The organism is Microcoleus sp. PH2017_24_DOB_U_A (assembly GCF_020738205.1).
GTDB lineage: Bacteria > Cyanobacteriota > Cyanobacteriia > Cyanobacteriales > Microcoleaceae > Microcoleus.
Genome location: NZ_JAEQCT010000118.1, coordinates 1 through 18,733, shown reverse-complemented (window position 1 = coordinate 18,733; position 18,733 = coordinate 1). Strand labels below are relative to the sequence as shown.

At 45.0% G+C, this 18,733-nt stretch carries 16 protein-coding genes and 1 pseudogene; 9 read left to right on the top strand and 8 right to left on the bottom strand.

Annotation, left to right across the window (positions count from 1 at the left end):
* A partial coding sequence (locus JGK07_RS28085) for a hypothetical protein (protein ID WP_293187198.1) occupies nt 1–214 on the top strand: 214 nt, incomplete at its 5' end.
* Between the two features lie 406 nt (nt 215–620).
* On the opposite strand, the pseudogene minE reads toward JGK07_RS28085, so the two are convergent.
* Nucleotides 621–878: pseudogene (gene minE, locus JGK07_RS28080) on the bottom strand (cell division topological specificity factor MinE); the annotation flags it as partial.
* 215 nt (nt 879–1,093) lie between these two features.
* The gene (gene minD / locus JGK07_RS28075) at nt 1,094–1,900 is read right to left on the bottom strand and encodes a septum site-determining protein MinD (protein WP_293187202.1); all 807 of its coding nucleotides are present in this window, start codon (nt 1,898–1,900) and stop codon (nt 1,094–1,096) included.
* 300 nt (nt 1,901–2,200) lie between these two features.
* Here minD and JGK07_RS28070 point away from each other — a divergent pair, with 300 nt between their 5' ends.
* Nucleotides 2,201–2,326, top strand: coding sequence for a hypothetical protein (locus tag JGK07_RS28070; RefSeq protein ID WP_293213807.1), 126 nt, complete (start codon nt 2,201–2,203; stop codon nt 2,324–2,326).
* 4 nt (nt 2,327–2,330) lie between these two features.
* On the opposite strand, the gene minC is transcribed toward JGK07_RS28070, so the two are convergent.
* Complete coding sequence (gene minC, locus JGK07_RS28065; protein WP_293213809.1) at nt 2,331–3,128, bottom strand: septum site-determining protein MinC; 798 nt, start codon at nt 3,126–3,128, stop codon at nt 2,331–2,333.
* A 291-nt stretch (nt 3,129–3,419) separates the two neighbouring features.
* Between minC and JGK07_RS28060 the strand changes: the two genes are divergently transcribed.
* The gene (locus tag JGK07_RS28060; protein ID WP_293226507.1) at nt 3,420–4,352 is read left to right on the top strand and encodes an ADP-ribosylglycohydrolase family protein; all 933 of its coding nucleotides are present in this window, start codon (nt 3,420–3,422) and stop codon (nt 4,350–4,352) included.
* Between the two features lie 335 nt (nt 4,353–4,687).
* Here JGK07_RS28060 and JGK07_RS28055 read toward each other — a convergent pair whose 3' ends face one another.
* The 3 genes from JGK07_RS28055 to JGK07_RS28045 all read right to left on the bottom strand — a co-directional run bounded on the left by JGK07_RS28055 (nt 4,688) and on the right by JGK07_RS28045 (nt 7,805).
* Nucleotides 4,688–5,377: a response regulator transcription factor gene (locus tag JGK07_RS28055; protein WP_293186405.1), complete on the bottom strand. Its 690-nt coding sequence runs from the start codon at nt 5,375–5,377 to the stop codon at nt 4,688–4,690.
* On the bottom strand, nt 5,374–6,828 hold the full coding sequence (locus JGK07_RS28050) for a HAMP domain-containing sensor histidine kinase (protein WP_293186403.1): 1,455 nt from the start codon (nt 6,826–6,828) through the stop codon (nt 5,374–5,376). Before JGK07_RS28050 ends, JGK07_RS28055 begins: the two co-directional genes overlap by 4 nt.
* 365 nt (nt 6,829–7,193) lie before the next feature.
* Nucleotides 7,194–7,805, bottom strand: a complete 612-nt coding sequence (locus tag JGK07_RS28045) for a cupin (protein WP_293186401.1) — start codon at nt 7,803–7,805, stop codon at nt 7,194–7,196.
* 429 nt (nt 7,806–8,234) lie between these two features.
* Here JGK07_RS28045 and JGK07_RS28040 point away from each other — a divergent pair, with 429 nt between their 5' ends.
* The 6 genes from JGK07_RS28040 to JGK07_RS28015 all read left to right on the top strand — a co-directional run bounded on the left by JGK07_RS28040 (nt 8,235) and on the right by JGK07_RS28015 (nt 16,058).
* On the top strand, nt 8,235–8,807 hold the full coding sequence (locus JGK07_RS28040) for a thioredoxin domain-containing protein (protein ID WP_293198779.1): 573 nt from the start codon (nt 8,235–8,237) through the stop codon (nt 8,805–8,807).
* A gap of 227 nt (nt 8,808–9,034) precedes the next feature.
* On the top strand, nt 9,035–9,880 hold the full coding sequence (locus JGK07_RS28035; RefSeq protein WP_293198777.1) for a cytochrome c biogenesis protein CcdA: 846 nt from the start codon (nt 9,035–9,037) through the stop codon (nt 9,878–9,880).
* 183 nt (nt 9,881–10,063) lie between these two features.
* Complete coding sequence (locus JGK07_RS28030) at nt 10,064–10,810, top strand: YHS domain-containing (seleno)protein (RefSeq protein ID WP_293186395.1); 747 nt, start codon at nt 10,064–10,066, stop codon at nt 10,808–10,810.
* 211 nt (nt 10,811–11,021) lie between these two features.
* Nucleotides 11,022–13,295, top strand: coding sequence for a glycosyltransferase (locus JGK07_RS28025; RefSeq protein ID WP_293186393.1), 2,274 nt, complete (start codon nt 11,022–11,024; stop codon nt 13,293–13,295).
* Nucleotides 13,296–13,327: 32 nt separating this feature from the next.
* Complete coding sequence (locus tag JGK07_RS28020; protein ID WP_293186391.1) at nt 13,328–14,029, top strand: DUF4079 domain-containing protein; 702 nt, start codon at nt 13,328–13,330, stop codon at nt 14,027–14,029.
* A 298-nt stretch (nt 14,030–14,327) separates the two neighbouring features.
* Nucleotides 14,328–16,058, top strand: a complete 1,731-nt coding sequence (locus JGK07_RS28015; RefSeq protein ID WP_293186389.1) for an NAD(P)H-quinone oxidoreductase subunit 4 — start codon at nt 14,328–14,330, stop codon at nt 16,056–16,058.
* A gap of 2 nt (nt 16,059–16,060) precedes the next feature.
* Here the strand turns inward: JGK07_RS28015 and JGK07_RS28010 are convergent, their stop codons facing one another.
* Together JGK07_RS28010 and JGK07_RS28005 are read right to left on the bottom strand one after the other, a co-directional pair.
* A complete protein-coding gene (locus JGK07_RS28010; RefSeq protein ID WP_293226511.1) occupies nt 16,061–16,345 on the bottom strand; it encodes a hypothetical protein in 285 nt (94 codons plus the stop codon).
* Between the two features lie 497 nt (nt 16,346–16,842).
* A complete protein-coding gene (locus JGK07_RS28005; protein WP_293208306.1) occupies nt 16,843–18,486 on the bottom strand; it encodes an NB-ARC domain-containing protein in 1,644 nt (547 codons plus the stop codon).
* Nucleotides 18,487–18,733: the final 247 nt, after the last annotated feature.

The window sequence follows — 18,733 nt, the reverse complement described above, 5'->3', positions numbered from 1 at the left end:
CCGCTCGCGACAGGAGATAATATCGTTTCCGGTCAAATCCAGTAACAGCAGAATTCTGCCAGTGCGAGCGTCCCCGCTCGCGACAGGAGATAATATCGTCTCCGGTGGCATCGGAATTATATATCAATACGGTTTACTTAACGCTTTTTTAGGAATTTTATCTGACGATTTTCTAGGCAATACAGGCATTTTTTGCAAGTCAGATTCTTCTTAAGTCAACCGTATTGAATTATATATTTGAATCGTCAGAATTCTGCCAGTGCGAGCGTCCCCGCTCGCGAGAGGAGATAACTTGCGAGCGGGGACGCTCGCATTGGTAAAATGATGATTCTGATGCAAAGAGAAACGAGAGTACAAGCTTTTCCCAATTTAAATAACATATTTGGGGCGGACAATCTTAGCCCACCCCACAAGATTTTAATTGTAGAGAGATAGTTTAATTTAAATGGCGAGCCGATCGCACTCATTTACTGAAAAGAAAATCCTAATTTCTATCACTCTGTAGTTTCGGGGAGAGTTTCGACTACATACTCGGGTACATACTCAGCTACCTTTTCAGGTAGATTCTCTGGCAATTTTTCCGGCAATTTATAGGGCAAATTTTCCGGTGGATTTTCCAGTCTCACTCGCCGGATCGGCAGATTTGCGATCAGTGACATAGCCCGCTGGTCGCTTTCGAGACCGAACTCTGACTCAGTGGTATCAATTTCCACGTAGCGAGACACCACCTCTAGAATTTCTCGGCGCATAGACTCAACCATTTCGGGGCTGAGTTCTGACCGATCGTGGGCTAGAACGAGTTTGAGGCGGCGTTTTACATCGTCGCGGCTGTTGTCAGGGATGCGCGGGAAAAGTCGTTCGAGAAGTGTGTATATCATGGTTGCGGCGGGTTTGTCAATGGTTGGGCATAGAAAAAGTCAGGCGATTTTAGATTTTAGATTTTAGATTGGGGAATGACTTATTCCCGTCTGGTTTGGAGTCGGGGGCAGCAGTTTGATGCTTTTTGCGAAATGGTTTTACTCCGGGAATTTTTCGGCTAGTTTTTGCGATGCAGTGGCTGCTATTAAAGGTCGATCGCCAATAGGGCAGCACATCACATAATTTTAGTATTGAAAAACTTGCGGAGGCGAGTGAAAAACGTTTCCCGACGGGGAGTGAGATCTAAAAAATCAACTTTTTCGCCTTCTAAACGGCGGGCAATATTGTCGAAGGCAGTTCCAGCTAAAGAGGTCGTTTCCGACAATACTAATGGTTCGCCTCGGTTGGTGGAAACGATGACCCGCTCGTCGTCGGGAACGACGCCTAACAGCGGAATGGCAAGGATTTCCCGCACGTCTTGCACCGACATCATATCATTTGCCAGCACCATTGCAGGCCTGATCCGGTTGACGATTAGCCTGATTTTCTTGACATTGTTGGCTTCCAGCAGGCCGATGACTCGATCGGCATCGCGGACAGCAGCGATTTCTGGAGTCGTGACAATGATACCTTCTTGCGCCGGGGCGATCGCATTTTGGAAACCCTGCTCAATTCCAGCCGGAGAGTCGATCAAAATATAGTCATATTTTGGTGCCAACATCCCCACAAGCTGCTTCATTTGGTCGGCGCTGATGGCATCCTTCATCCGAGTTTGGGCCGCCGGTAACAGCACCAAGCGCGGCTGCCGCTTATCTTTCACCAAAGCTTGCTCTAAGCGACACTCTCCGGCGAGAACTTCTAATGCCGTGTAAACAATGCGGTTTTCTAAGCCCAGCAGCAAGTCTAAATTTCTGAGGCCGAAATCGGCATCAATTACCGCAACGGTGCGCCCCCGCTTAGCTAAAGCCATGCCGAGATTGGCTGTGGAGGTAGTTTTTCCCACTCCGCCTTTCCCTGATGTAACAACAATAATGCGAGCCATAAGCGATTTTAGATTTATTGGTAATTGCGAATTGGTAATTGCGAATTGGTAATTGCGAATTGGTAATTGCGAATTGGTAATTGCGAATTGGTAATTGCGAATTGGTAATTGCGAATTATTCTGATGTTTGTCGATTATTCGCCATTAGTATTTGGTAATTTAGCCAGCATCTTTTATTCCTTGAATCAACTCAACGCTCACAACTAATAAGTCTGATTGTTAGACAAATTTTAGAGGAAGTTTCATTGATATTTTCCATCGTCCTTTAATGACTGATTTAGCCAAGACAAAAATTATCAAATGCAGGTTGAAACAGCATTACCAATTACAAATTACCAATTACCAATTACCAATTACCAATTACCAATTACAAATTACCAATTACCAATTACCAATTACCCATTACCCATTACCCATTACCAATGACCAATTACCCATTACCGCCCATTAACTGCGATTTGTCAAAATCAGAGGCTCTACCGATCCGAATCCCCTGAGGCGTCACATAGGCGACTTCCGGGAAAAACTGAGCGGGTGAGGCTTCTGGGCCTCTGGCAACGTACTTAGCAATCCTAATCACCATCGGTTCCATCTGCAAGGTCATAATCACGCTGTTGGTGTTGCCGCCGGCACCCGCGTGCACGACGCCCCGCAAACGGCCCCAAACCAGGATATCGCCTCCGGCGACGACTGAGCCACCGGGATTTACATCTCCCAAAAGTACGATCGTCCCTGGGTGACGAATTTCTACGCCCGATCGCACAGTCATCTGCAAATATAAAGGTTCCGCCAGCGATTGCGGTTTGTCGGCGGATTTACTCAGGGTAGAAACCGGAGGCTGCTGTTCTACAGAATAGCCTGCCGTAGCTGCGGCAACGGCCGTTTGGCGGCGGCTGGTGTGGACTCGTTTGAGTTGCAGTTCCGCTTCCAAGAGGGCATCGGCGATTTCTTGCAGTTGGCGGATATCCAAAAGTCGATCGCTGCCCATCAATTGTACTTCGGCATTCGGCTGCCAAAAACGTTCTCCAGCATTCAGCCTGACTTTTAACTGCTGGCAAAGTTCAGTCCAAGTCGATGCCGTACCACTTCCAGGTTCGTTGTTCGTTTCTGGGGGAAGTAGCAACAATAGCTGTCCATCTTCAGTCTTAAGTCGGACTTGCAGATCTAAGCTAACTTCGGGTGTTGATTGAGGGGTGGCAGCAGCGGCTGTTGAGGCATCGGGTGTCATGGGACTGTTCGATCTCGGGTAGGGACAGGTTAACATCAATATTAGCTTGAGTCGTCTTTGGCCTCAGCCTTTGGAGCGAAAAGTCGGGTTTTTTTATTTTTAACCGCAGGTAAGGCAATTTTCTTTCATTTTTGAACAAGATTTTTTTGATTAACCGCAGAGGGCGCAGAGTACGCAGAGAAAGAGAGTTAAGAGAAGAATAAAGTAGGTCTAGACTGGGTACTTTACCGCTAGAAGTAGCACGTCTAACCACGTTTGTCTAAGTTATGTAATTATTAATTTACAATTACCATGCAGCAAATAGAACGTTATCGCGGCAGTCTAATCGGTTTGGCAGTTGGCGATGCTTTGGGAACAACTTTAGAGTTTTGTCGCCCCGGAACCTTTGAACCCATTAACGATATGATTGGTGGCGGCCCGTTTCGACTGCAACCCGGACAGTGGACGGATGATACTTCGATGGCACTTTGTTTGGCAGAAAGTTTGATTAAAAAAAAAGGTTTCGATCCAATCCATCAATTAGAAACTTATCTGAAGTGGCGGCTAGATGGACATTTGAGCAGTACAGGCAAGTGTTTTGATATTGGCAATACGGTGCAAGAAGCACTTTGGCATTTTAAAGATACAAAAAAGCCTTACTGCGGTTCTACTGATGCTTGGGCTGCTGGAAATGGTTCGATTATGCGTTTGGCTCCGGTACCTTTGTTTTATGCTAAAAATCCTTTAGAAGTCATAGAAAAATCTGGAGAAAGTTCTCGAACTACTCACGGTGCTGCTACTTGCGTCGATGCTTGCCGCTATTTCGGTACTTTAATTGCGGGGGCTGTGAATGGAGTTAGTAAAGAAGTTTTGCTTTCCGAAAGATATTGTCCGATCGCCGAATATTGGGCCGCGCACCCGCTGGTGGCAGAAATTGATGAAATTGCGGCCGGTTCTTTTAAACGGCGACAACCTCCTGAAATTAAGGGTACTGGTTATGTGGTTAAGTCTTTGGAGGCGGCTCTTTGGGCATTTTATAACAGTTCTTCTTTTGCCGAAGGGTGTTTGCTGGCTGTGAATTTGGGCGACGATGCGGATACAACTGGTGCGGTTTACGGACAGTTGGCGGGAGCTTTTTACGGTGAATCTGCTATACCACAAAAATGGCTCTCGCAATTGGCACATAGCTCTTTAATTGCATCTTTCGCCGAACAACTCTTGACTGTAGGACTTACGCACGAGTGACTATAAACCGAGTTTTTGTACAACAGTTCGCGATCGCAAGTGTCACAATACTTAAATATTTTCTTAGGTACGTAGTTGCGCTTCAGCGCTCAAGCACAACCACGTACCTTTTTGAATATGCCAGTTGCGTAATTTCGGTAGAAAAATGTTTTCTTACACCAGTTGAAATACCCGGTTTATCAGATTTTTTGTGCGTAACTCATATAGCCCTTCTCAGATAGATGAGGTATGACTTTCATGGGATTTTTTGGTGTGTAACTCGCTTAGTGTATAATCACCATAAGAGCGCTGAAGCGCAACTACGTACCTTTTTTGCGCGTAATCCCTAACTAAAATTAGGAGACGGCGCGATGCTCTCGCAACACGTAGCCAACTCCTCGAACCGTATGCAGCAGCCGTTTTGAGTTATTTGCTTCTAACTTAATCCGCAACGCCCGAATATACACTTCAATAATATTTGACTCGCCCATAAAATCGTAACCCCAGACTTTTTCTAAGATGCGATCGCGCGTAATGACTTGACGGGGATTCCGCAGCAAAAATTCCAACAAATCAAACTCTTTTGCCGTGAGTTCAATTAGTTGATTTCCTCGATAAACTTCACGGGTTAAACAATTTAAGATTAAGTCTTCAAATTCTAAGCTATCCGGGTCATTTGGTTGAGTTCGGCGCAGGCGTGCTTTCACCCTCGCGAGGAGCTCTTCCATACTGAAAGGCTTCGTTACATAATCATCAGCGCCAGCATTTAATCCCGTTACGCGATCGGGTACTTCATCCTTTGCTGTTAATATAATTATTGGTACTTGCACGCCAGTCGATCGCAATCTCAAACAAATATCCAATCCAGAAATACCCGGAAGCATCCAATCTAAAATCAATAAATCCGGTTCAGCCGTGCGGGCGAGGGTTAATCCATCCAATCCGTTGGGGGCGACAGTGACGTGATATCCTTCTAAAGTAAGTTCAGATTCGATGAACTTTGCCAGTTTCGGGTCATCTTCAACAAGCAGAATGCGATCGCTCATAGCTGCGGATTCCAGATAGGTAAGGTGATAGTAAAAATACTACCTTCTCCCGGTTTAGAGCGGATCGCGATACGTCCTTCCATACCTTCGATCAGGCTTTTGGCGATCGCCAATCCCAACCCAGTACCGTCTCTAGAGCGCGTCATCGACTCATCCACTCGGTAAAACCGCTCGAAAATCCGTTTTTGGTGCGGGAGAGAAATACCTATTCCGCGATCGCGCACATGAACCATCACCTGCTGTTCCCTCTTTTCTAAGACTAACTCAACAGGTTGTTCGGGAGCAGAATACTTGATAGCATTATCGACTAAATTAATTAAAACTTGTTGTAAACGATCCTGATCCGCACAGGCGACAACATCCTCATCATTTGACACCAAAATAACTTTCCGATTGCTAACCTTTGCGCTCATTTCTGCCACCTCAGCCACCAGAGTATTCAGGATAACCGGATGCAAGCGAAAGTGCAAATTGCCGCTATCAGCCCGCGCCAAATCCAGCAAATCTTCTAACATCCGAATCGTGCGTTCAGTTTCACCAACCGCCGTTTCCAGTGCTTGTTGCTGATAGTCGCTTAAATTAGTGCTGCGCCGCAGCAAACTTTGTAAATAACCAACTACCACCGTTAGAGGAGTGCGTAATTCGTGGGAAACATTACCGACAAATTGGCGCTGTTGCTCCCAGGAACCGGATAATCTAAACAACATTTCATTAAAGGTTTTTGCAAGTCCTAAAATCTCATCAGGAGCCTGATGCAATTGGAGTTTTGCCGCCTGCAAATTATCAGCAGACAAAGTGCTAGCAACCTGACTCATCTCTTCTAGAGGGCCCAGAGCGTGACGAATGCGACTGGCGATCGCCACGATCAACACTAAAATTACCACAACACTGACCATAATTAAACTCCGAATCCCATCATTTAACTCATGTTGCTCGTCCGTGATATCTTGAGAGAAATATACCGTACCCAACAACTGATTTTTAATCCTCAGAGTTGTGCTACAGATTACCAAATAGCGATCGGCAACCCGAACAAAAGTCGGCTCAGCAGGTACTTCCGTCAACGAAATCATCTTCGTAATCTTAGAAGATTGCATATCCATATCAGGTGAATTCACCAACAGCATCCCATCATTGCGCTTCACCCACACCATAATTCCCCCTGTCGAAGCTTGATGAACGCTGCGGCTTAAACCAATTTCTAGAGAACCCATTTCACTATAAAGTTCCACCTGTTCGGGAAACCGGATTCCAATATATTCCAGCGTTTTTTTATGAGCAACTACTAGATTTTGCGATCGTTGCCAGCCAGCCCAAAATGCCACACTGCTAAGTCCTAAAATCGATAGTACCAGCAATTCCAGAGTCAAGCGAAACTGAAGCGAAGAAGTAGAAAATCGCTTGCCCTTGAGATTGTCAATGGTTGCTCTTAATTGCCGAATACGCTTCATTGTTTAGTTAGGAGTAGCGAGGGATTAACGAAAAGTCATAAACCATATTTTTGACGAAAAGACACGTTTAGACCATAATATAAGCTAAAAAACCCGGTTGATTGGATATGAGTCCTAGGGTGCGTAGCCTGCGAAAAATCCTAACTAAAGATTGATAATCTCGCAGCGACGCACCTGACAAAAACCGGGTGCATCTGGTTTTTAAAGAGAGCGAACCATGACCGCATATAAGTTATTAACGCAGATGCACCCCAAACACCTCTGGTACTCATGCAATTTTATCTCTTAAAATTATCTGCATTTATCTGTGTTGCATCTGCCTTTCATCTGCGATCGCTCAATCGCTCAATCCCGAAATTTATCCCTTAAAAAATCTCCGCAGTACCTTTAATCTGATTAAATTCAAAGCGTCGAGCATAATCTGTTTCACCATAAAGATTAAAACTAATAGTTGGTTCATCTCCCAGCGCTTCCACATGATGAATCGCATCGGGCATCAAGCACAAAATGTCACCCGGTGCAAGCAAAATATCTCCCACTGTTTGAATTTTATCGGGAAACTTCGGAATTGGCGATCGCCTCCACAAAGTATTTTTCTCCTCTCCACCCAGTAGCGCCACCAGTCCCCAACTAGCATGATTGTGAATTGGAGAAACAGCACCCGGAGCCCAAGCCACCAACTGCACAGTCAGAGGAAAAAACGGTTCATCATAAAGAGTTTGTACCGCCCATCCCGTCTCCGAGTCAGGTTCGAGAAGAGCAATTTGCAGCCAGGAAGAACTATCTAACAACCTGCGAACCAGGGGACAAATTGCCTGGAGTCGTAAATAATCATCACTAATTTGGTCTAATACATCTTCCAAATCAGTTAAAAAGCGATAAAGTCGGTAGGGATGAGTCAAATCTTCAATTTGACTGGTATCCTCAGAAACACGGTATTGTCCATCATTAGTCACAAACAAGTTTTTTCCTGTCATCACTGCTCAACTCACTGTTAAATGACTGCACTACTAAAAAATAGTCATGGTTAATCTCCACTCTATAAGACCTTCCTGGCAACTAGATGATATTTTCCTAAATAAAAGATGAATTTTAGCTGAAGACGCGAATCAATTAATCTCAAACTTTAGACAAAAGCGCCAAAGTTGAGAAGCATCTTGAAATTATCTGCCTTAATCTGCCTTAATCTGCCTTAATCTGGGGTTGACCAATTAGCAACCACTCATGATTTTATCTAAAATCTATCCGATCTTCATCTTACGCTCATATTTCTCTAAATTAATGCTGTTAATCTCAAGTCACAGAGGCATAAGTTACTCTCGGTCTCAATTCAGATTCAGGATTGAAACTCCAAGAGTTTTCTATTCGCCTTCTTGTACATAAACCCTAGATTTTGGAGATTGAATATGCGTAAACCAGCATTATGGCTCAGCTTGTGTCTAAGTAGTTTGGTAGTTACAGTATCGCTGGTGACTGCAACGACACTCAATACCTCTGCTATAACTAATAGTGCGATCGCACAAACCAACCCCTGCGCTTCCAAAAACCCCTGCGCTTCCAAAAATCCCTGCGCTTCCAAAAACCCCTGCGCTTCCAAAAACCCCTGTGCATCAAAGCAAAAAAACGTAGGAGGCCCGCTAGCAAAAGAAGTGCAAGGAAAGCCCGTCGTAGTTGACGTTTATGCAGCCTGGTGTGCTGGCTGCAAAAACATTGCCCCTACGCTTTCCCAACTGAAACAGCAATATGTAGGAAAAGTGAATTTTGTGGTGCTAGATGTGACAGATAAATCAACCACTTCTCAAGCAGAAGCAAAAGCGAAACAGTTAGGACTCAGCCAATTTTTCGCAGCGAATAAGTCTCAAACGGGAAGTCTAACCATCATCGACCCTGCCACAGGAAATATTCTAGCACAGCATCGCAACAATCCCAACAAATCTGCCTATACAACCGTGCTCGATCAAGCGCTTGCTAAAAAATAGCTGCTTGCAGGTTATAGGTAAATCGATCGAACAGGATTTACGCATGATAAGAGTGCATAGGCGAGATCGAAAACCGGGTTTTTACGAAATTTATGCGTCTAAAACAGTCTAAAACATCAAATTAGCTAAAAAACTAGGTTTTTTTTATATGCTGTTACACAGTAATATTTGTTTTCGCCAATCTACTTACTTTTGCGTAAATCCTATTAAATATTCTAGGAGAAGCCATGACAGATATTCAAAAGTATGAACCCCAAGATAAAAGTACCAAAAATTTTAAATCTCCGAATAAATGGCTATTTTTGGGTGGATTGGCATTACTAGGGTTAGTGCTGGCACTGGCGTTCGCAGGCCCGTTTTCTCAGGCAATTGAACATCTGATTTCGGTAACTGAAAACAACTATCAGCAATGGTTCAGCCAGCAAGATACAGCTAACCCACTGGTATTGTTTCCCCTAGCCTTTATCGGTGGTTTAATCGCCAGCATTTCACCCTGTATTCTGGCAATGTTACCCGTTAACTTGAGTTATATTGGTACCCGAAATATCACTTCCAAGCGAGATGCTTTTCTTAAAGCCAGTTTGTTTGTGTTGGGAGTTGTGACAATTCTCAGCTTTTTTGGGCTGGCATCCTCATTTGCCGGGGCTGTCATGGTAGACTACCGGGGCTACATCAATATTGTTGTAGGAATTATCATTTTTATCATGGGTTTTAGCTTGCTAGGAATTGTGAAATTGCCTTTGCCGGGAATCAATATAAATGCTTCAAATTTGGGACCATATGGGGTAGGAGTGACTTTTGGTTTGGTGAGTTCTCCTTGCGCTAGTCCGGTTTTATTTGCTGTGCTGGCAGCGGGAGGGGCTACTGGTTCACAATTGCTAGGAACCTTGACTATGATCTGTTATGCTCTCGGATATACAAGCATCATCTTTCTTGCCAGTCTATTGACTGGTTTTGCCAAGCAAGCTAAGACTTTGATGCAGCATTCCGAGTCAATTCTGAGATTTGGTAGTGTCGCTCTAATTTTGACAGGTTTGTATTACATGATTGAGGGTGTTCGCTGGTTTTTTTAGCAACTTATGAGAATTTTATCTCCGATCCAGTTCTTCCTCATTTAGGACTCATTTTCTTGAGTGTTAATGTAAATAACCTCAAGTCTTGAAGATAACTAACTGTCAGCAGAGTTGCCAGAGAGTAAAAAAATCAAGCAAATATCAGGTCTGAAATTACTAACAATTCATCTGGAGATTAAACACATGAAAGTAAAATACATTACCACGATCGCCATTGCCACCATTTTAGGCTTGGCAACAGCTAATGTTAGCTACGCCAACTTCAAGGCTTCCACCAACTTAAACTCTACAACCGTTTCATCCAAGATTGCAGAAGCCAATCCTTGCGCTGGAAAAGCCAACCCTTGCGCTGGTAAAAATCCTTGTGCTGGTAAAGCCAATCCTTGTGCTGGTAAAGCCAATCCTTGTGCTGGTAAAAATCCTTGTGCTGGAAAAGCCAATCCTTGTGCTGGAAAAGCCAATCCTTGCGCTGGTAAAGCCAATCCTTGCGCTGGTAAAGCCAATCCTTGTGCTGGAAAAAGCAGCACAACAACTGTTCATCCTAAGTATTACACCGAGAAAGGTGTGGCTCTTGATGGTCAGGATGTTGTAGCCTATTTCACCCAAGGCAAATTAGTGATGGGAGTTAGCCAATTTAAACAGAATTGGGGCGGAACAACTTGGATATTTGCTAGTGCAGCCAACCGCGATATGTTTGCCAAAAATCCTGAAAAGTATGCTCCTCAATACGGTGGATATTGCGCTCAGGCTGCCAGTGAAGGCAATCTTGTTGCAACCCAGCCTGATGCCTGGAAAATTGTTAATGGGAAGCTTTATCTCAACTACGACAAGAAAGTACAGGCACAGTGGATGGGTGATATTCCCGGTCACATTGCTTTAGCAAACAAGAATTGGCCGACTATTCTGAATAACAAAGAACTGTTTCGTTAACTTCAAATAGGACTTAGGGCGGGCGGGACGCCCATCCCACAAGAAAATGTCTGGTGGCACAGGCATCTTGCCTGTGGCCCCTTCGGGCAAGGGCGGGCGGGACACCCCACAACAAATTTGACCTCTGGTGGCACAGGCATCTTGCCTGTTCCTAAGAGGGCGGGCGGGACGCGCACCCCACACCCGTTCATACATTTTCCTCAAAAAAAATATGACTTCATGGCTGAATTCTTTGGGCTGGCATCGTCGAGACAGTGCCCGCAGCAACCGGATACCGATCGCCACCCTCGTCATGTTAGGTTCAGTTATCCTAACCGGTGGAGTGGTTGCAGCTTGGTTTTCGGGTAACGGCACTCTCTATCATCTATTTGCCAAACTCCAATCGATGCAGAATCATCCTCCAATGTGGCTGGAAGTGCCAATGGTAATGGGGGAGTCTTTACTAACACCTACGATCGCTCTGCTGGCTATTGCTTGGCTGATTATGCGTGTTTCGCCCGTACCCCGAACCTGGTCGCGGGTTGCAGTCATCGGCATTTTGTTGGTGTTGGTGACTCGCTATCTGCTGTGGCGATCGCTCACAACTTTAAATGTATCCAATCCCTTAGATGGAGTGTTTAGCATTGGGTTGTTTCTCCTAGAACTTTTCCTCTTGCTGACCAATATCCTTCAGTTATTTTTGATGTTGCGCGTCAAGGATCGGCATTCAGAAGCGAATCGGTTGGCGATCGATATAGTTGAGGGTAGATTCACACCAGCAGTTGATGTTTTGATTCCCACTTACAACGAGCCTGCCTATATTCTCAAACGCACTGTTATTGGTTGTCAAGCCATCGACTATGCCAATAAAAAAATCTATCTCCTCGATGATACGCGCCGTGAAGAAATTCGGCAAATTGCAGAGGAATTAGGGTGTGAATACCGCACTAGAGCTAATAATCACCATGCAAAAGCCGGGAATTTGAATCATGCTTTGACTCATACTCAAGGAGATTTCATCGTTGTTTTTGATGCCGACTTTATCCCTACCAAAAACTTTCTGATTCGCACCGTTGGTTTCTTCCAAGATCCGAAAGTTGCCCTGGTTCAAACGCCTCAAAGTTATTACAATGCTGACCCGATCGCCCGTAACTTAGGTTTGGATAATGTTATTGCGCCGGAAGAAGAGGTTTTCTACCGCCAAATTGAACCGCTCAAAGATGGCGCCGGCAGTGTAGTTTGTTCTGGAACCTCCTTTGTTGTCAGGCGCAGCGCCTTAGAAGATGCCGGAGGATTTGTTACCGAATCCCTCAGTGAAGACTATTTCACAGGGATTAAACTTTCTGCTAAAGGCTATCGCTTAGTGTATCTCAACGAAAAACTCAGCGCTGGTTTAGCAGCAGAAAATATTTCTGCTTACGCCACTCAACGGCTGCGCTGGGCGCGCGGAACTTTACAAGCTTTTTTTATTGATTCCAATCCGCTGACTATCCCCGGATTAAACCTGATTCAGCGACTCGCGCATTTAGAAGGACTCCTGAATTGGTTTGGTAGCATTCCGCGTATCGGCTTTCTGTTGATGCCCTTAGCTTATTCCTTTTTGGGTGTGATTCCCATCCGAGCTACTGTTCAAGAAATGCTGTACTTTTTTCTGCCCTATTATTTGGTGCAGTTGACGGTTTTCTCCTGGTTGAATCATCGAGCGCGATCGGCATTACTCTCTGATATTTATTCACTGGTACTGGCATTCCCGCTGGTTTTGACCGTCTTTGGGGTGATGCTGTCTCCCTTCTCCAAAGGATTTAACGTCACAGCCAAAGGCACTGTGAGCGATCGCTTTTCGTTCAACTGGAAATTAGCGCTACCGTTGCTGCTATTATTTATTCCCAATGCCATCAGCCTGTGGCACGTTCTGGGAACCTGTTTGATTCAATTTCAGATGCACGCCTCAGAGCCGGAAATCATCCAGCAGCTCAAAGGGTTGGGGATTGGTTGGATTTGGAGCACCTACAACCTTTTAATTATCAGCATTACGCTGTTAATATTGTTAGATGCTCCTAAGTCCGATCGATACGAATGGTTTGATTTGCGTCGATTGGTACGGCTGGCGATCGACGGACAAATCTTTTGGGGCGTGACTACTTTTATTTCTGAAGTGGGAGTTCATCTAGAGATTACTCAAGCCGGATTCCCTGCGCTGATTCCAGGAGAAATGCTTTCAGTCAAGCTCAAAATTATGGAAGAAAATTTGAGGCTGCAAGGAGAGATAACTCGGGTAGATTTTAGCAATGAATTTCCCTCGGTACAGATTCGGTTTGATGAATTGGCTTTGCCGCAACATCGATGTCTGGTTGAGATGTTGTTTTGTCGTCCGAATCAATGGAAACGCTCTTGCGCTCCTGGCGAGTTAAAGTCTCTATTCCTGTTATTTGGGATTTTATTGAAGCCTCGGGTTTTGTTCGATCGCACTCGGGCGATCGATTTCGTCAAAATCTCAAAAATTTAGTTTGATCCAGTTTAAAAACAAAAAGGTGCTTTATGGAAATTAAAGATTTTCTGGCTTTGCTGCATCCTGTTTTAGCTGTGGCGATCGTTTTTCCAATGCTGGGCATTGTGCTGAATATGGCTTGGCAAACTAGGCAGCGCCGCCAGCAAGTTGCATCTGGAGATAAGAGCAAAATTCCCCCTGTAGTCGGCGGCGAACACGTCAAAGCAGGTAAAATTCTGTCGGGATCTGTGGTAGGAGTAACTCTGTTGGGTCTGGGCTACCCAATTTTCGATCATATTTTGAGCAAGGATGTTTGGAGCAAAAACTCGTTTCAGGTAATTTTCATTATTCTGATGTTTGTTGCTACGATCGCCTCTTTGGTCATGTTATATCGATCGACACCTGCTATGTGGCGGGGCGTATTTGCGACTCTGACGGGTGCTGGCTTGGTGATTCTTGGCGCTCAAGATGGCGTTTTTCGGCGCACCGATGAATGGTATTGGTCTCACTACTACATTGGCATCACCGCTGCGTTGCTGATGGTTTTCTCCCTGGCCATCGTTCCAGACATTTATAAAGATCGATCGAATCGCTGGCGCACAGTCCATGTCATCTTGAACTCGATCGCTGTATTGCTCTTTTTGGGACAAGGAATGACCGGAACCAGGGATTTGTTGGAAATTCCCCTGAGTTGGCAGAAACCCTATATCTATAGCTGTGACTTCCCCAATAAGACTTGCCCAAAGCCTTGAGCGATCGCATTACTTGGACAGTCCTGGACACAACTGGCACTCTGATAGTGGTTGATTTTAGGTACGTAGTTGCGCTTCAGCGCTCTTTCATGTTGTGGAAAAGAGCGCTGAAGCGCAACAACGTACCTTTTCATGTAAAAAAAATTAATCTGAAAAAACTCTTGACATTTGCCGCAGCTTATGGGTAGATTTTTCCTCCCGGTATTCGTAGAAAAAAATATTTGCAAATCTTAAGTTTTTATTAAAATTAAGTATTACAATAGTCGTAACTTTCAACTAAGTATTTATTCTCAATATCATGATAGCGGATCAATTTCCTTGGCTGACCGCAATTGTCATGCTACCCCTCGTAGCTGCCCTCGCCATCCCTTTTCTGCCCGATACAGACGGCAAAACTGTGCGTTGGTATGCCCTGGGCGTAGGCATTGCAGATTTTGTATTAATGTGCTGGGTGTTTTGGACGCACTACGATCCGAGCATCTCCACTTTCCAAATCGTCGAGAAATATTCCTGGATACCCTCTTTAGGCCTCAACTGGTCTGTTTCGGTTGACGGATTGTCGGTTCCGCTGGTGTTATTGGCGGGATTGGTGACGACACTATCTATTTTTGCTGCATGGGAAGTCGATCGCAAGCCGCGACTTTTCTACTTCCTAATGCTGGTGATGTACTCGGCACAAATCGGAGTATTTGTCGCCCAAGACATCATGCTGCTGTTCATTGTCTGGGAATTAGAACTAATTCCGGTGTACTTGCTAATCTCGATTTGGGGCGGACAAAACCGTCGCTACGCAGCCACCAAATTCTTGATTTACACCGCCGGCGCTTCTATCTTTATTCTCGTCGCTGCCTTAGCAATGGGATTCTACGGCGGAGGAAACGTTACCTTCGACATGGTAGAACTGGGCTTGAAGGACTATCCGCTAGGTTTAGAAATCCTACTTTATGCGGGATTGTTTATTGCCTTCGGCGTGAAACTCGCGATTTTCCCCTTTCACACATGGCTGCCTGATGCCCACGGTGAAGCATCTTCTCCTGTGTCGATGATTCTGGCCGGCGTGCTGCTGAAAATGGGCGGCTACGGACTGATTCGCTTGAATTTGGAACTTCTTCCGAAAGCACACGTTTACTTTGCACCGATTATGGCGGTGCTCGGCGTAGTTAACATTATCTACGGCGCGCTGAATTCCTTCGGCCAAACCAACATGAAGCGCCGACTTGCGAATTCGTCGATTTCTCACATGGGATTCGTGTTGTTGGGTATTGCTTCCTTCACGGATTTGGGAATCAACGGGGCGCTGCTGCAAATGATTTCCCACGGTTTGATCGCCTCAGTATTGTTTTTCCTGGCTGGCGTGACTTACGATCGCACCCATACCATGATCATGGACGAGATGGGCGAGATTGGAAAAGTGATGCCAAAAGTGTTTGCTTTGTTTACAGCAGGCGCGATGGCTTCTTTAGCACTCCCCGGGATGAGCGGTTTTGCTAGCGAATTATCAGTTTTTGTGGGCGTCGCAACTAGCGATATGTACGGTACTTCTTTCCGCGCAGTAATAGTGTTCCTGGCGGCAGTGGGACTGATTTTGACACCGATTTATTTGCTCTCGATGCTGCGACAGTTATTTTACAACTGTGGAACATTGGCAGCTTGCGATCTAGAAGATCTAGATTTGCGGAATCAGCGAAACAATCTGGATGAAGCGGTTTGTTTCGGTAATAGTTGCGTTTTGCCTGGTGATGCAAAGTTTATCGATGCTCAACCTCGCGAAGTGGCGATCGCATTTTGCTTCTTGATCCCGATTGTCGGCATTGGTTTTTATCCGAACATGGCGATGCAGGTTTACGACGCGAAGACTGTGGCTGTTAACGCCGAAGTCCGCCAATCTTACACCCTCATCGTTCAACAAAATCCTCAGATTTATGCGAAGGGATTTTTGGCACCCAAAATTGCACAGGCTCCAACAGTACCTGCTTTGGGCAAAATTACCGGATCTGAATCTGCATCGGTTTTGGGTATTGTCAAATAATTTTATCCAATTCTGTTGTTGCTGAAAATAGAGCGATCGCTTTTGTTAAAGGGCGATCGTTTTTTTGTTGCATAAGGCAGTTGACAGTTGACAGTTGACAGTTGACAGTTGACAGTTGACAGAATCGTAGGGTGCGTCGCCATCGAAAATTTATCGGGAAAAATCGACAATCTCATAGATCCGCACCACGCACCGGGAGCATCAAGCGCGATCGCACTATCATAAAAAATGCTTTTTTCAAAAATGAGATGCTCCCGACGCACCTGAGACTTCTTGCGCTCATTCACAAACTATTTTGATTTGAAATGAATCTGCGTCGATCTGTATTTATTTGATTGACATTTGCGGTTGACCTATCATATCATTTCATTTCAGGTCGATCGCCATAACAAAAACGGTTCGTAGTGCGGACTTAAGTCCGCAGCCGGAGAGCGGACTTAAGTCCGCACTACGAACCGATGAAGTTTATTATACGATTGACAAAAACTATGGCGGCAAAACAATTTTTTCCCTTGTTTTCTCAAATATCGTTTAAGGTGCATCGCCGTCAGATTGTCGATTGAATTTACCAGAAATAATTGGTTGAAAGCCGGAACACGAGTGAGGGAGAAATTTAAATCAGACTATTCATTACTCCAATCCTCTTCCTTCTAGGTAGATGTCGCTCTCAAACTGTCAACTGTCAACTGTCAACTGTCAACTGTTGAAGGATTTTTTAGGGCGACACACCTACAAATACTATTGCAGTATTTTGCATAATTGGTGTAATTTGCCGGATCTGATACTAGCGCCGAATTCCTAAAATAATCTGAGCTAAATTTTCCCTAGCATATCCCACCTCAAGCATCGATTTATCTTCCAGCCCCGAGGCAACTTTCGTCAGGATATTTAGCGGTTCTTCCGAACCTACAGTTTTCAGAAACAACACTTGCAGCCGATTTTTAACTAATTCTACAATTGAGCGACTGCGAGCCTCTTTACTTTCTTTTTGTTGAGCAACACTCCTACTAAGATTGTGAGTTTTTAACAGCCACATTCTTTCTATTCCTTGCATTTTGACGGTCTCCAAAACCTCCGCTTGAATCTGCTCGACTAATCTTTCACTTACATATTGCACGATTAAAGGCTTCAGCCTAAAAACAGTTTGCCCGCTCTCACTTATTTTTTCGATTAGAAAGCGACGGCCGAGAGAATCGAGATTTTTTACCAAATCAGAAAGAGACGAATTGACTAACATCTGCTCTCGCAAACTCGCTAGGGAAATCGGACTTTGAGCAATAGCCAGCCAGTAGGAAATCTCTTGTTCTGAATTTGACATTCGATCGAACTGCTGCGCGAGTAAATTGCTGATGTGTTCTTCAATAAATAACGCCGTCGCTTCCAAAAACTTGACAACATTTCCTTCAAAAAACTCGTTAATCGTTGTTGCCACAATCTTGATTGCTAACAGATTGCCTCCGTACCGGGCTAACAAGATTTCCCATTCTCTATCTTGGGCGGACAAACCTTTTTCTTTGAAAATATCTCGGGCTATTTCCTCGGAAATAGCAGGCTTTAAAAACCGCACTTTTTCTCCAGCTAGCAAAGCCATTTCCGTAGGTTCTTCGGCACTAACTAGGACAAAACAGCTCTGGTGATTGACTTCACACAGCCGCACAATTAAATCTCGATATCCTTCACAGCCTTCGCGGTAATGTCCCGCTAGTTCTTCTGGTTTGAGCACTGCTTCAAAATCGTCTAAAATTATCAGACAGCGCTGCTGGCGCAGATACTCGACTAGGCGCGAAATTTTGCCGTTAAAGTCGATCGCCTGCGAGGGCTCCGCTAACGGCAGAGCGGACTTTTGTTGGTTAGCAAAAAGTTGAATTAAGCTAGTGAGGAAGTCGGATGCTGTTGGTGCCGATCGCAGCGATCGCCAAATCACAAAATCAAACTCATGCTGTACCTGTTTTGCCAACTGCACCGACAGAGTTGTTTTCCCACTACCAGCCAAACCCAGCAGCGCTACTACGCGACAATTATCGGATACAATCCACTGCTTTAAAGTAGTTAATTCTTCAGTCCGCCCGTAAAAAACTGCCACATCCGGTGCTTGGTCCCAATCTTCTTGTCGCCGTCCTATCGGCGTTTTGAATAGAGATCCTTTACCTTGACTAAAATCAATCGAGCCCTCCTCCGTGTGGTAAGAAAATAGCAACTGATGCCTCAATTCCGAGAGCTTTCCAGGGCCATTCCCCGCGATCTGAAACTTTTTGTAAACTTCGCCTAGTCTTTTGCGAACGGCGATATCGCTAATGCCAAGCTTGGTTGCGATGGTAGCCGTAGATTGACCGTCGAGAGCCATAAACACAGTCTCTAACTCGGCATCTGTGACACCGCGCTCTTTCGCGATCGTTTGCACAAAGTTTTGAGGAATCGGAGTAGTCAAGGTAGGAATCTCGCCTCTACTAAAAATCTATCTTCTATTATATTCTCTGAGTTCTCGCGGGCAAACAATTGAATGGGTCAATTTTCAGCTTGCTTGTCGGTCTTGGAGGGCCGTTTGAGATATTTATAGCTGGTAAAAGTATAGTCATCTATTACATGACATGGGAGGCTTCCAGTCCCTCCCCTTTCGCTTTCACTTCGAGCGGATTGACCCGCCTTGGCTGAACTACGCAGCTCTCTATCCCATT